This window comes from Bifidobacterium reuteri DSM 23975, from assembly GCF_000741695.1.
Classification (GTDB): domain Bacteria; phylum Actinomycetota; class Actinomycetes; order Actinomycetales; family Bifidobacteriaceae; genus Bifidobacterium; species Bifidobacterium reuteri.
In genome coordinates this window covers 135,145-148,398 of sequence record NZ_JGZK01000006.1, presented here as the reverse complement: position 1 = coordinate 148,398, position 13,254 = coordinate 135,145, and the positions used below count along the sequence as shown (strand labels likewise).

Here is a 13,254-nt window from a genome sequence, read left to right as displayed (position 1 = left end):
GCATCATCGGGGCGTCATTACATGGACGACCACGACAATCGGACATCTGCTGATTCCAGCTTCAACAGGCAATAGCGAATCAGGCGGAGATGGAATCGCCGGATGATCCCGAGCCGCCGACAAACTGCTGCAGGGCATCCTGATACAGAGTCATCGGATCATAGCCGTTGAACGTCATCCACAGCACCGCCAACGTGTACAGCACGTTGAGCACCACTGCAGCCACGGCCAGGCCAAATCCCTTCATGTGGAAGGTGCGGGTGCGCCACATGGCCACGATGCCCATCAGCGCAGAAAGCACCGGTACCGGGAAGAAGAGCGCCAACACGAATGAGATGATCGCATACGAATCCCAATGCCCATACAACGGGTTCTGATTGGGGTCGTTCAGATCGACACCGTTATAGTATCGGGGCTGATGAGGCTGTGCACCCTGGTTCGCGGGCCCGCCGAATTGATTGCCATATTGATTGCCCGCACTATAAGGCTGCCCTTGAACGCCCGGGTAGCCACCCGGATAATACCCTTGCGCATTCTGGGGCTGTGCAGCTCCGGCATTCTGTGTGCCGTCGGCCTGCTGCTGGTTGGGGTCGGGATCGGGAGCACCATAGATATACGGGTTGTAGTTGGGACCGTACTGGCCAGACATCGCACCGTATTCAGGCTTCTTGTACTGCCCGTATTGCGGTGATTGCTGTTCCGGCTGGTTCATGGTGCTCCTTTGATTCGACTTGCTGGAGGTGGTCTGCGGTTCAGGCCACCAGTGGGTCAGGCGCGCAATTGCGCACCGATTTGCGCCGCTTCGGCCACGATGGCCTGACGGATGGCATCGCTGTCTTCTGCGGATAGCGTCTTGCTCGGGGATCGGAAGACGACGGCATAGGCCAGGGACTTCTTGCCTTCGCCCACCTGCTCGCCGGTGAAGACGTCGAACAGCTCGATTGATTCAAGGTTGGCGCCTGCGGCCTTGCGAATAACATCCTCGAGCTGTGCGGCGCTCACCGTGTCGTCCACGGTGAAGGCCAGATCCTGCTTGACCGGCGGGAACGTGGAAATCGGCTTGGCCTGAACCGGCTTGCCCGTCAGCGTGGAGAACAGGTCGGTGAGGTTCAGTTCAAAGGCGGCGGAGTGCTCGGGGAAGCCGAGCGCCTCGTTGACGCGCGGATGCAACTCGCCCACCCAGCCGACGAAGACTTCGCCGGCCTTGACGCGGGCGGCACGACCCGGATGCCATTGTGCAGGTACATCGTCCGCCTTGGGCTGGTCGAAAGCGATCACAGCGCCGATGCGGCCGGCAATGCGGCGCACAGCCTCGACGGCGTCGGACCAATCCACCGGACGCTTGTCACCGAGCCAGCCGGAATCCTCGGCTAGGCCAGTCAGGATGCCGGCCACATGGTCGGGCTGATCCGGCAGACCGGCGTCGAGCGCGGCAAGCTGCTCATCCGTCGGACGCACGCCGCCCGGCAACGCCGGAATGGCGGGGGCGTCAGGGTTCCACAGATAGACATGGCCGAGCTCATACAGGGATACGTTCTCGATGCCACGGCGGATGTTGCGCTGAACCGTGGTGGCCAGGGTCGGGAGGATGTCGCGGCGCAGATACGGACGGTCACCGTACAGCGGGTTGGCGATCTCCACGCTGACCTTCTTGGTCTGTTCGGCGTCGTAGCGGAAAGCCTTGTAATCCTCGTCGCCCACGAATGGGTAGCTCAGCGCCTCCACCATGCCGTATTCGGCCAGTTCGTCGGCGATACGACGACGACGCAGCTGGTTCGGGGTCAGCCCGACCAATCCCTCGACCGGAGCAGGCGGCACAGTGACGGGAATCTGGTCATAGCCGACCAGACGGGCGATCTCCTCTACCAGATCGCACGGCGCATTCAGGTCAGGACGCCATGTCGGCGGGGTCACGGAGAATTCGCCGTTGCCGCCACCGGCCACAGTGCACCCGATGTCGGTGAGAATATCGGAGACACGGTTGATGTCCACGTCGAGTCCTGCAACGCGCGCCACCTCGGAGGCCTTGAAATGAATGACCTTGGGGCGGACCGTGTTGTTCACGTCATTCGGATGTTCGCTGGGCTCGCCATTGCCGTACTTGGCGAGCAGCTCGGACGCCATCTGGGCCGCTGCGGGCTGCAGAGCGGTGTCCACACCGCGCTCGAATCGACGGGATGCCTCGGAGGGGATCTTGTGGCGGCGCGCGGACCGGGCGATCGTCACCTGGTCGAAGTGCGCGGCCTCCAGCAGGATGTTCTTGGTATCGGCGGTCACTTCACCATACAGACCACCCATCACACCGGCAAGGCCGAGGATGCGGGAGCCACGGGCGCCATTCGGCGAATCGGTGATCAGCAGGTCCTCGATGCTCAGCTCATGCTCCTTGCCGTCAAGCGTGGTGAGCTTCTCGCCCGCATTCGCGCGACGGACCACGATCGGGCCTTCGAGCTTGTCCAGATCGTAGGCGTGCATCGGCTGTCCGAGATCCAGCATCACGTAATTGGTCACGTCCACAGCCAGAGACAGGGAGCGCATGCCCGCACGGGTCAGACGGCGACGCATCCAGTTCGGGGTCTTGGCGGTCGGATCGAAGTTCCGCACCACGCGCGCATAATACCGGTCGCAGCCGGGGACGCCGTGAATCGGATTGTTGTCCTCAATCTCGATATCCATGTCAAGCTGGGTGCCAGGTGCGTAGTCGGCCGGTTCCGGAGCCTTCTCGTTCAGCGCCACCGCCGGATCGGTGTACGGCTCGCCCGTGGAGTGGTGGTATTCGCGGGCCACACCACGATAGGACAGCGTGTATCCGCGATCGGGCGTGATGTTGATCTCCAGCAACGGCTGATCGAGATGCAGCAGATGCATCGCGTCCTGACCGGGCTGCAACGCCTCGTATTCGGCTTCTGTGAAGCCATACTCGTGCAGCAGGATGATGCCGTTGTGGTTGTCCCCGAGACCGAGCTCACGCTCGGAAGCGCACATGCCGTTGGAGATGTGGCCGTAGGTCTTGCGCGGCTCGATCTTGAAATCACCGGGCAGCACGGCACCAGGCAGCGTGACGACGACCTTCTCGCCTGCTCTCATATTGGGAGCGCCGCAGATGATGCCACGCGGCACCTTGTTGCCGTTCTCGTCGGTCTCGTTCCATTCATCGCCGCAGTCCACATGGCACCAGTTGATGATCTTGCCGTTCTTCTGCGGTTCCGGAGTGGCGTCGACCACATAGCCGACCACGATGGGACCGGTCACCTGCGAGGCGTGGATCTCCTCTTCCTCAAGACCCACTTTGACCAGATCCTTGGCGAGCTGCTCGTAGGTCAGTCCTTCGGGAACCTCGACATGGTCCTTGAGCCAATCAATGTCGATCATAGGCATGGCTGAATCACTCCCCCATCACAAACTGTTCGGCGAAACGCACGTCACCTTCGACCAGGTCGTGCATATCGTTGATGTCGCTGCGCAGCAGCAGCGTGCGCTCCATGCCCACGCCGAAGGCGAAGCCGGTGTAGACCTCGGGATCGATGCCGGCGGACTTCAATACGTTCGGGTTCACCATGCCGCAGCCGCCCCATTCGAGCCAGCCGGGGCCGCCCTTCTTATCCGGGAACCACAGGTCGAGTTCGGCGCTGGGTTCGGTGAACGGGAAGTAGCTCGGGCGCAGGCGGGTCTTGGCTTCCGGACCGAACATGGCCACGGCGAGCTTGTCCAGCACACCCTTGAGATCGGCCATGGTCAGGTGCTTGTCCACGGCAAGCGCCTCGCACTGGTGGAACACCGGGGTGTGCGTGGCGTCCAGCTCGTCGGTGCGGAACACACGTCCCGGGCTGGCGATGTACAGCGGCACGCCGCGGGTGAGCAGGGCACGAACCTGATCGGAGGAGGTCTGCGTGCGCACCACCATATTGGAGCCGACGAAGCCGGCGGCGTCCTTGGCCTGGTTGCCCTTGACGTAGAAGGTGTCCTGCATCTGACGGGCCGGATGGTCCGGGCCGAAGTTCAGGGAGTCGAAGTTGTACCATTCGGCTTCAATCTCCGGACCGGAGGAGATCTGCCAGCCCATGGAGATGAAGAAGTCCTCGACATCCTCCATCAGCTTGGCCAGCGGGTGACGCGCGCCAAGCGGCTTGCGGTCCACGGGGAGGGTCATATCCACGGTCTCGGCTGCGAGCGCCGCCTTCTCAGCTGCTTCCTTGAGCTCGATCTCCTTCGGCCCGTAGGCACGGCCGAAGTCGGCGCGCAGCTTGCTCATCAGCTTGCCGGCGTCCTTCTTCTGATCCACAGGCAATGAACCGATGGCCTTGCTGGCCTGGGTCATTGCGGACTCGGCTCCTGCGTACTTCGTCTTGATGGCTTTCAACTCCTCCAAATCGGAGGCGTTCTGGATTTTCTCGATGCCCTCGGCGACCGCAGCGGTCACCTGGTCGGCGTCGAACACCACTTGTTCTGCCACGAGAACCCTTTCGTTCGATGATTCCTCAACGCGGTTTTCTGTTGTTTGCAGCGTTTTCCAAACTCACATTGTTTCAATATGACCCGACATAGCCAAGCTCATCAGCATGACTGCGGCTGAGGTGCCGAGGTTCAGCGACTCGGCCTTGCCATACAACGGAATGGACACAATCCGATCGCATTTTCCAAGGATTTCCGGCTCCAATCCACGCGCCTCGTTGCCGAACAGCACGGCTTTGGCCTCGTCTGCCGACGCCGGGTCGGCGAGCACCTGGGGCAGGCTTTCCGGCCTGCGGTCCTCGGTGCCATACACATCCGCGGCCCACACGTCCATATCGTGGTCTTTCGCCCAGCCGAAGAACTCGTCGGTGCCCATGTGCAGCACGGGCAGATGGAACAGGGAGCCGACGGTGGAGCGGATGACCTTGGGGTTCAACGGGTCCACGCAATCGTCCACGAAGACCACAGCGTCGCAGCCGGCGGCGTCGGCAGCGCGAATCACCGTGCCGGCGTTGCCCGGGTCACGCACCTGCCAGAACGCGGCGATATGAGGCTTCCTGCCCAGCTTGAGATCCTCGGTGTCGCATTGCATCGCGCGCGCGTTGCCCACAGCGAGAATGCCCTGCGCATCCTTGCTGATATGACGGATGACGTCGCCGCTGCAATAGTGCACATAGATTGTGGAATCCTGCGACTTGTCCACGATCTTTTCCAACGTGGACGAGATGATGCGCGGATGTTCCAGCGCCTGAGAGACCTCTACGTACAGATCCTGCACCACGTCCGGCCTCCAGGTGACGGCTTCGCGCACCGCCTGCGGGCCTTCGATGAGGAAGCGTCCGGAGCGTTCGCGGCCTTTGTCGCGTACGAGGTCGGCGATGCGGCGCACTCGGTCGGATTTCGGATTGTCGAGAATCTGGGCATTGATAGGCATGGATTCCAGCCTACCGTCACGCCTACCGCAGAGCCCCTCGCGTAGTCACGATTCCTCTTGTTCTTCGATCTTGTTCCATCGTCTGCCATAGAGCGCCCGCTCATCGGCATTCAGGAAGACCACTGTACGATGAGCTTCGGCCGTTGTGCCTGCAGTTCCGCGGATGTCTACTGCATCTTCGTTTTCAATGTTTCTGTCTTGTCCCAGGAGTCGATCTGCGCCTGTAGTCGTTGGACGGTGCCATTGAGTTCTCCCGCCTTGTTCCACTCCTCTGAACTCAACGTTCCGGTCTGTCCCATATCGGCAATCGTTAAGTTCTCGTTCAGCCATCTTCAGCTGCGCTTGCGCATTCTTCCGATCCCGTTTGCTTCTCAATGATATGTAATCGGAAAGCCCCATACTTGCCGCTCTACGCATCACCTCGTATCGATTCCGCGCATCCAAGGCTGTCGCTTCCAGTTCCTTGATGGGTTGGAAGACGCTGAACATCTTCTCAAGCGTTTTCACGGCGTGGGCATCCGGCGCTTGAGCCGAGACGTTCAATGGTTTCGCATAGTCGATCTCATGCGACGTACTTACACGGGCAAAAGGTGCTGCCGCTTCCCTCCACGTCAAGTCCGGATCCCCCAAGCCGGCCTCATCCTTGAGCATATGACAAAAGTCCTCAATAGCCAGTGAACCAGAAAACACCGAATACGAGTCATCGGCATATTCCTTTATCCCACATTCGGCAAGATTATCCACGATTCTCTGTTTGACTGGAATCGCCGCGGTATCAATCTGATATGCTTTTTACCAGACAAGCGATGTGCTACTTGCCTAATAAATAATGGATACACTGCCTACTAAGGCGATGGAGTATCGGAGGCATCAATGGCTCGTCTTATGAAATCGGCACGTGGGATACTCGCTCTGGTAGTCTCATTCTCCGTAGCGCTAGTTTAGGGACTCGTGCCGATGACATCAGCAGATGCGGCAGAGATTGCAATCAGCGAAATGCCAAAAGAGTCCATACCTGCGGCATTCGGAGGAGAGCTTCACGGCGAAAATACCTCGACCGTCGAAGTGGATGGGCAAGGTACGTTGACCGCAACAATCAACTACGACACAGGAATCGTTACGGTCAAGGATCTCAATGGTGCCGTTCGCACTGAATCCCTAGCTGCGGTAGTCGCCAATGCGGCAAATGAGCTTGAGAAAATTCCTGCGGAACAACGTCAGGAACTTGTGAACAGTGCACAGTCGAGAATTACGACGCATGATGTATGCCCGTATCTTGTCGCCGCCATAGGAGCTGGTCATGACGCAGCATGGCAAGCCGCATTGAGTCTTGTCGGGGCGAATCCCGCCATCGCTGTGTTGGTGGGATTTGGTTTTGCATTCTTCTGGACGTGGGTTTCAAGTCACTGCTGAACAGGTTCTTTATTCATCTGCGGAGGTAAATCATGAAGTTAGTTAATCTCCTGCCTTTCCTAGGGGGACTCATCGCCTACTTGTCTGTGTGGTGTAAATGGCGGCATCCACATGACAAGGACCATAAACGCTGATCTGCGGCAAGGACCCCGTAGTGCAGGCAGCCGGCCTCATGAATATGAAGGACGGGAAAATCTTGTCTTTCGACGATCAGAGCGGCCATAAATGACTCCCAGGAACCACGCGAAGATTCAATCACACGAGGCTCTAAAGAGCAGGAGAACCGATGATCTCGCGCGAACCCCATCAGGAAGCATTCGATCTCCCCGGGCTACGCGACGTTTCAGTAGATGGTCACAAGTAGATGTTCACAACCAGCCAACGGCTGAGCAGACACCGACGCAACGACCTGCGCGCCGCAACACAACCATCGACGACGGCATGAATCCGGAGCTCGTCGCAGGTGAAACATGTCGTTGAAGGCGTCGCCTGAGGCGGTTCCCGTCGGCTCCTGCGGCCCGTTGCAGGCGGAACAGGCACTTTTACGAGGCGGAATGCAGGTGAAACAGTGCTTTGAAAACAGGTCGCAGGTGTTTTGTGTACTTGTACGGAGATTTCCGGGCTCTACAAGTACACAAATCACCTGCAACGGATTCTACGAGTACACAAAATACCTGCAACGCACTCCAATAGCTCACGAAATACCAATGCGTCCTATGGGTTGTTCGAAATCCATCGGAGATCCAAGGGGCGAGTCCATTACCCGGGGAATACGCTAGAAGACGGTTCTGCGCTTCATCGAGCCCCATAATCATGATGTGCGAAAGACCACGAGGTCACGAAATCACCGGCTAGCTCCATGAATCATGGCTGTGCGTCCCACGACTTGCGGATCACAGTCGCGTCGGCAATGCTCACACGCCTTGGAAGGCGAAATGCCAGTAGCCGGCATGCACGGCGACACCGAGCGCGACGAGCGGAATCAACAGACAGATCACGCAGAACACGGCGTCGATTGGGTTGAGGCGCGAGACGCGGGCCGCCGAACGGGGACCTGTGCCGCCGAATCCGCGCGCCTCCATTGCGGTGGCGAGTTTCGTCGCACGGCGAATCGACAATACGAGCAGGCCGAACGCCTGCGAGAACGCGCGGCGTATGGCGTTGCCGTCGCCAAGACCACGCGAGCGCCGCGACAGACCGAGCGCACGCCAATCGTCCTGAAGCAGTGTGAACATGCGCATGCCGGCCAGACCGCCGTAGACGAAGCGCGGGGAGAAATGCAGGATCTGCACGAGGCCGTCGGCCAGATCGGTCGGGTCAAGGCCGAGCGCAAGCACCACGCCGGGGACGGCGATGGCCAGCACGCGCAGAAATGTGGCGCACGCGAGGTATACGGATCCCTCGGACACTACGATCCAGCCGGCGGACCACAGGATCGCACCGGAGGTGCGACCGTAGAGCAGCACCGAGATGAATCCGCCGGCCGCAGCGATCCACACGGGCCATGTACTGCGGCAGACGCGCAGCGGGTTCACGCCTCCAATCCACAGCAGTATGACCTCGAGTCCCAGCGCCACGGATGCGGACACCACGTCGAGGCTCACGAACATGGGGATGCACAGCAGCAGCGCGCCGATGATGCGCGCCACCGGGTTCACTTTCGCGATGAACCATGATGGCGAGGCGGGCTTCGCCGGTTCATTCCGCGCGGATGGCGGCGTGACGGTCACCATGTCATTCTTGGGCGTGCCGACCGTCCGATCAGCGAGAACAACATCAGCCGCCGCGCCAACACCTGTGCCAGCTCTTGTCTCATCCGCCACGGCCAACGCTATCGTCCTGTCCGTCCCAGTCATTTTCAGTTCACTCCCCCGCGAATCCGAACATGATGCGTCGCGCGTGCAACGCTTCGACGAGCGCCTCATCGTGCGTGACGACGATGACGGCGGAACCTCGGTCGCGCACGCCGGCGATGAGGTCGACCATCTCCGTCCATGTGGTGAAGTCCTGTCCGAACGTCGGCTCGTCCATGACGAGGATCTTCGGCGCGCTTGCAAGCATCGATGCAACGGACAGCCGCCTCTTCTCGCCGCCGGACAGCGTGTACGGGTTGGCTTTGGCGAAACGGCTCAGGTTCATGCGTTCGAGCATCTCGTCGGCGATGGCGTACGCCTTGGCATCGTCCGCGCCCATCGATTTGGGGCCGATGGCGACCTCGTCGCGTACGAGCGGCGCCGCGAACTGGTGTTCCGGCTCCTGGAAGACCATGCCGATGCGTCCGAGCAGTTCACGGCTTTTCCAACGGTTCGGCTCATCGCCTCGAGCCCCGTCGGCGATGTCCGCGCGAACACGGACGTGCCCGCTCAGCGGTTCGAGCAGGCCGGCAAGCGTCAATGCGAGCGTGGATTTGCCGGCACCATTCGGACCCATGAGGGCCGTCACCTCGCCTGATTGGAAAGCGAGGTCGATATGCTCGCCCAGTGCCGTTCCGCGACCGAAGCTCAGGTCTTCGGTAATGAGCGCCGGCCTGTCGCCCGAGGAGACGTTGTCCTTCGGCTTACGGTCGGGAATCGCCCGCCCCGGCACCCATGCGCCACCGCCGGCGAGCAGATCGCCGTATCGGCCGAACACCTCATCCGGACTGCCGTCGGCGATGATGCCGCCTACAGGCGAGTCCGGATCCGGGTGTCCGATGACGATGACGCGGTCGATCAGATCCATCCACACGTCGATATGGTGTTCGACGACGACCAAAGTCTGTCCGGTGCGTGCGAGCACGTCACGCACCGCATCATGCACTTCGACCACGCCATCGGGATCGAGGTTCGCTGTCGGCTCGTCGAGTAGCAGCAGTCCGGGCTGCATGGCGAGCACGCCGGCTAGCGCGAGGCGCTGCCGCTGCCCGCCGGACAGGTGGCGCGTGGAACGGTCGAGGTCGATGTCCTTCAAACCGACCAGATTGAGCGATTCGCGAACACGCCGCCAGATCTCATCGCGTGGGATGTTCAGGTTCTCGCAGCCGAAGGCCGCGTCATCACCCACGCGCTCGAGAATGATCTGCGAATCCGGGTCCTGCAGCACGAGGCCGGCTTTGCCGCGGGCAATGCCGGCCTCGATGCCGTCGATGGTCAGGGAGCCTTCCTGCTCACCTTCGTCGGATCCGCCGAGTACGCCGGCCAATCCGGCCATAAGCGTGCTTTTGCCCGCCCCTGAGGCGCCGAGGAGCAGCACATGCTCGCCGGGCTGGATGTCGAAGTCAAGCCCGCGCAGGGCAAAGTCCTTTCGTGTGGCGTGACGCCATCCCCACTGCTTTGCCTCGAGATGGGCGGGCGTGATGCGCATCAGACGCGCGCCTCGGCACGGCCGGAGGCGAAGCGGTCAAGCACGCCGGTAGCGGCGATGGCCTTGTGCAGCGCCCACATGAGCGCGCCGGCGAGCACGATGCCGGAGATGATGGAGCCGACCAGGTACCAGGTCACGCGCATCGCGTTCCAACCGGGGTTGGTCATCCAGTAGTAGGCCCAGCAGCCGACGCCGGCGAGGGCACCGGACAGCATGGTGGTGACGATGTTCCACTTCTTCCACATGAAGATCGCGAAGCCGATCTCAGCGCACAGGCCCTGCATGATGCCGACGATCAGGGAGCCGCCGACGCCCCACTGGTTGCCCAAGGTGAGCTCGAGGAATGCGGCAAGGGTCTCGGCGAACAGCGCGGCACCCGGCTTGCGCATGATGATGGCGGCCAGCGGGCCGGCGAACAGCCAGAAGCCGTTGAGCAGGCCTTCGAAGCCCGGGGTGACGGCTTCGAACAGGGCAAGGGGGGCTGCGCAGACGATGTCCCAACCCCAGAAGATGACGCCGGATGCGACGGCGATGATGGCGGCGACGACGATATCCACGACGCGCCACTTGTAGTTTGCTTTGGCGACGGCTTCAGCCATGATTGTGCCTTTCCTTCTTCTCTCATGCGATTCACGGCATAGTGGCCGCGTATCACATCGGGTTCAGGCACGGGTATGTAAGAGCGACAATTCCGTGGACGGCATTGCCCGTCCAAGTTCCATCGGTCGAGACTCAGCGTCTCCTCTCAGCCGCCCTTCGGCAGCTCCCGTGTCAACTCCCCGACTATAAGGCAAGCCGCCGCCAAAGGCAATAGAGGAATCCTGAAACCGGTGCCTTCCCGGATCATGTGATCATCACGATGAGTGTCAGCCATCGCGATGATCACACAGCCGACATCCGGCGCAAGGCCCGCGAGCCTTTCGTGAGCCGCTACCTGCCGAGCTTGTCGAGCAGCAGCGCCTCGGTGATCACGTTGTGCTTCAAGCCGTACAGCGAGATGGACTCGTTCGGGCTGTGGGCGTTGGCCTTCGGGTCCTCCGGGCCGGTGACCAGCACCTGAGCGGACGGGAACAGGCGCTGCAGTTCGGGGATGAACGGGATGGAGCCACCCTGACCCTGATTGATCGGCTTGACGCCGAATGTCTCCTCCATGGCTTCGAGCGCGTCCTTGGTGGCCACGGCGTCCGGATCCATGGCCCAACCCATGCCGTTCTCCAGCTTGGTCACCTCGATCTCAGCGCCGAACGGAGCATGCGACAGCAGGAACTCGGCCAACGCATCCTGAGCTTCTTCGGGGCGCTGGCTCGGAGCTGTGCGCAGGGACAGGCGGAAGCGGGTCTCGGGGGCGATCACATTGAACGAGCCGTCCACCGGATGCGCATCGAAGCCGATCACCGTCAGGCTCGGCTTGGTCCACAGACGTGATGCCAAGGAGCCGGAACCGGCGAGCACGTATCCATCGACCACGCCCGCATCGGCGCGCACGCCGGCTTCGTCGACGTCCTGCTGCAGGCCTCCGACCGGCTCCTGCGCGGCGATGCCCGGCACGGCGATATCGCCATTCTCGTCATACAGGGAGGCAATCAGCATGGCAGCAAGCGTGTTCGAGTCAAGAATAGGCCCACCGTACTGGCCGGAATGCACCGGATGCTTCAGTCCGCGCACGGTCACGTCCACGCAGGTGTTGCCGCGCAGTGACGTGGTCAGGGACGGGATTTCGGCGGACCAGTTGCCGGAATCGGCCACGATGATCACATCGGAGTCGAACTCGTCCTTATGGGCGCTGATGAACGGGATGAAGCTCGGCGAGCCCATCTCCTCCTCCCCCTCGATGAACACCTTGATATTCACCTTGAGATCGTCGCCAAGCGCCTTGAGCGCACCGGAATGGATGGCGATGCCGCCGCCGTCATCGGCGGATCCACGGCCATAGAGCCGTCCGTCGATTTCAGTGCCCACGAACGGGTCGGTGTCCCATTCGGCAGGATCGGGCACCGGCTGGACATCATGATGGGCATACAGCAAAACGGTCGGGGCGTCCGGACTGACCATACGAGAACCGATGACCTCCCACGCGCCCGGGGTGCCATCCTCATTGGACGCCTGCACCACCTTCGCGTCCACGCCCACCAGTCTGAGCTCCTCGGCCACGAACTCGGCAGAACGCTTCATATGGTCTGCCGTGATGCCTTTGGCGGAGACGGACTGCAAGGCGATCTTGCGCCTGAGCACTTCGACGATACGGTCCCAATCGGCTTCGACGCGCGCGCGAACCTCGTCTACGGTGAGTCCTGCCATGTGTGTCCTCCTTATATATCAGTCATATAAAAGGCGTCATTGCAATGGTTACGCCCAAGGAACATGTGTCTGAACGTCACCGTAACCTCTAAGCATGACATGGAATCCGTTCAAGAAGAAGGAAGAGGCCCAGACTCCTGTTGATCAGGCCGCACCACAGAAGAATCCGTCCGAAGGCAAGGGCCGTCCGACACCGAAGATGAAGAAAGCACAGGCCGCAGGCATCCGCCCGCTGGTACCTGCGGATCGCAAGGCCAGCGCGAAAGCCGCCAAAGCCCGCATGCGCGAACGCGAGAACGCCGAATACGAGGCCATGCAGAAGGGCGACATCAACCACATGCCCAAGGCGGAACGTCTTCCGTGGCGCATCTACATCCGTGATTATGTGGACGCCCGCATCAACCTTGGCGAATGGTTCATCCCGGTGGCGTTCGGCATTCTGATCGTGTCCATGGTCGTGTCCTCGCTCTTCCCGAACGCCTGGGCGTCGCTGATCATGATGATCATCATGTACGGTTATCTGGCTGCGATCATCATCGACGTCTGGCTGATGTGGCGCAAGCTCAAGCCGAAGCTGATCGCCAAGTACGGCGAGGCATCCGTGGCCAAGGGTTCCCGCTCGCTCACCTACGCCTGGAGCCGCTCCATTCAAATGCGTCGTTGGAGGCTGCCGAAGCCGCGCTATCCGAAGCGCGGCCACTGGCCCGAGGACTAGCATCCTTCATCAGAAATTCGTTGACGAATTCACTACCCCTCAGTCCCGCTTCGCGGGCCAGCTCCCCTGACAAGGGGAGCCATACTAGTGTCTACTCCTC

Annotated in this window: 11 protein-coding genes; 2 read left to right on the top strand and 9 right to left on the bottom strand. The window is 61.0% G+C overall.

Annotated elements, in window-relative coordinates; translation table 11 throughout:
* Positions 1 to 79: 79 nt before the first annotated feature.
* The 5 genes from BREU_RS07255 to BREU_RS07235 all read right to left on the bottom strand — a co-directional run bounded on the left by BREU_RS07255 (position 80) and on the right by BREU_RS07235 (position 6,130).
* Positions 80 to 712, bottom strand: coding sequence for a DUF4190 domain-containing protein (locus tag BREU_RS07255; protein WP_044088597.1), 633 nt, complete (start codon positions 710 to 712; stop codon positions 80 to 82).
* 56 nt (positions 713 to 768) lie between these two features.
* Entirely contained in the window at positions 769 to 3,378 is a 2,610-nt protein-coding gene (pheT, locus tag BREU_RS07250; RefSeq protein WP_044088599.1) for a phenylalanine--tRNA ligase subunit beta, read from the bottom strand.
* A 7-nt stretch (positions 3,379 to 3,385) separates the two neighbouring features.
* Complete coding sequence (pheS, locus tag BREU_RS07245; protein WP_044088600.1) at positions 3,386 to 4,453, bottom strand: phenylalanine--tRNA ligase subunit alpha; 1,068 nt, start codon at positions 4,451 to 4,453, stop codon at positions 3,386 to 3,388.
* Between the two features lie 63 nt (positions 4,454 to 4,516).
* Positions 4,517 to 5,386, bottom strand: coding sequence for a TrmH family RNA methyltransferase (locus BREU_RS07240; protein WP_044088601.1), 870 nt, complete (start codon positions 5,384 to 5,386; stop codon positions 4,517 to 4,519).
* Positions 5,387 to 5,431: 45 nt separating this feature from the next.
* Positions 5,432 to 6,130, bottom strand: coding sequence for a hypothetical protein (locus BREU_RS07235; RefSeq protein WP_152598564.1), 699 nt, complete (start codon positions 6,128 to 6,130; stop codon positions 5,432 to 5,434).
* Positions 6,131 to 6,343: 213 nt separating this feature from the next.
* On the opposite strand from BREU_RS07235, the gene BREU_RS07230 reads away from it, so the two are divergent.
* On the top strand, positions 6,344 to 6,799 hold the full coding sequence (locus BREU_RS07230) for a hypothetical protein (protein WP_052382070.1): 456 nt from the start codon (positions 6,344 to 6,346) through the stop codon (positions 6,797 to 6,799).
* A 914-nt stretch (positions 6,800 to 7,713) separates the two neighbouring features.
* Here the strand turns inward: BREU_RS07230 and BREU_RS07225 are convergent.
* The 4 genes from BREU_RS07225 to BREU_RS07210 all read right to left on the bottom strand — a co-directional run bounded on the left by BREU_RS07225 (position 7,714) and on the right by BREU_RS07210 (position 12,439).
* Positions 7,714 to 8,532 (bottom strand): energy-coupling factor transporter transmembrane component T family protein, encoded by an 819-nt coding sequence (locus BREU_RS07225; protein WP_044088605.1) that lies wholly within the window; start codon positions 8,530 to 8,532, stop codon positions 7,714 to 7,716.
* A gap of 130 nt (positions 8,533 to 8,662) precedes the next feature.
* Positions 8,663 to 10,141: an ABC transporter ATP-binding protein gene (locus BREU_RS07220; protein ID WP_044088606.1), complete on the bottom strand. Its 1,479-nt coding sequence runs from the start codon at positions 10,139 to 10,141 to the stop codon at positions 8,663 to 8,665.
* Complete coding sequence (locus tag BREU_RS07215; protein WP_044088607.1) at positions 10,141 to 10,740, bottom strand: ECF transporter S component; 600 nt, start codon at positions 10,738 to 10,740, stop codon at positions 10,141 to 10,143. The genes BREU_RS07220 and BREU_RS07215 overlap by 1 nt, the downstream gene beginning before the upstream one ends.
* 331 nt (positions 10,741 to 11,071) lie before the next feature.
* Positions 11,072 to 12,439 carry a dipeptidase gene (locus BREU_RS07210; RefSeq protein WP_044088608.1) on the bottom strand — a complete coding sequence of 456 codons (1,368 nt, stop codon included), beginning with the start codon at positions 12,437 to 12,439 and terminating at the stop codon, positions 11,072 to 11,074.
* 94 nt (positions 12,440 to 12,533) lie between these two features.
* Here BREU_RS07210 and BREU_RS07205 point away from each other — a divergent pair, with 94 nt between their 5' ends.
* Entirely contained in the window at positions 12,534 to 13,154 is a 621-nt protein-coding gene (locus tag BREU_RS07205; RefSeq protein ID WP_044088609.1) for a DUF3043 domain-containing protein, read from the top strand.
* The last annotated feature ends 100 nt before the right edge of the window (positions 13,155 to 13,254 follow it).

Coding starts and splice junctions, on each gene's coding strand:
- pheT (WP_044088599.1), bottom strand. CDS start 3,378: ATGCCTATGATCGACATTGATTGGCTCAAGGACCATGTCGAGGTTCCC.
- BREU_RS07230 (WP_052382070.1), top strand. CDS start 6,344: ATGACATCAGCAGATGCGGCAGAGATTGCAATCAGCGAAATGCCAAAA.
- BREU_RS07210 (WP_044088608.1), bottom strand. CDS start 12,439: ATGGCAGGACTCACCGTAGACGAGGTTCGCGCGCGCGTCGAAGCCGAT.
- BREU_RS07255 (WP_044088597.1), bottom strand. CDS start 712: ATGAACCAGCCGGAACAGCAATCACCGCAATACGGGCAGTACAAGAAG.
- BREU_RS07205 (WP_044088609.1), top strand. CDS start 12,534: ATGACATGGAATCCGTTCAAGAAGAAGGAAGAGGCCCAGACTCCTGTT.
- BREU_RS07220 (WP_044088606.1), bottom strand. CDS start 10,141: ATGCGCATCACGCCCGCCCATCTCGAGGCAAAGCAGTGGGGATGGCGT.
- BREU_RS07225 (WP_044088605.1), bottom strand. CDS start 8,532: ATGGTGACCGTCACGCCGCCATCCGCGCGGAATGAACCGGCGAAGCCC.
- BREU_RS07215 (WP_044088607.1), bottom strand. CDS start 10,740: ATGGCTGAAGCCGTCGCCAAAGCAAACTACAAGTGGCGCGTCGTGGAT.
- BREU_RS07240 (WP_044088601.1), bottom strand. CDS start 5,386: ATGCCTATCAATGCCCAGATTCTCGACAATCCGAAATCCGACCGAGTG.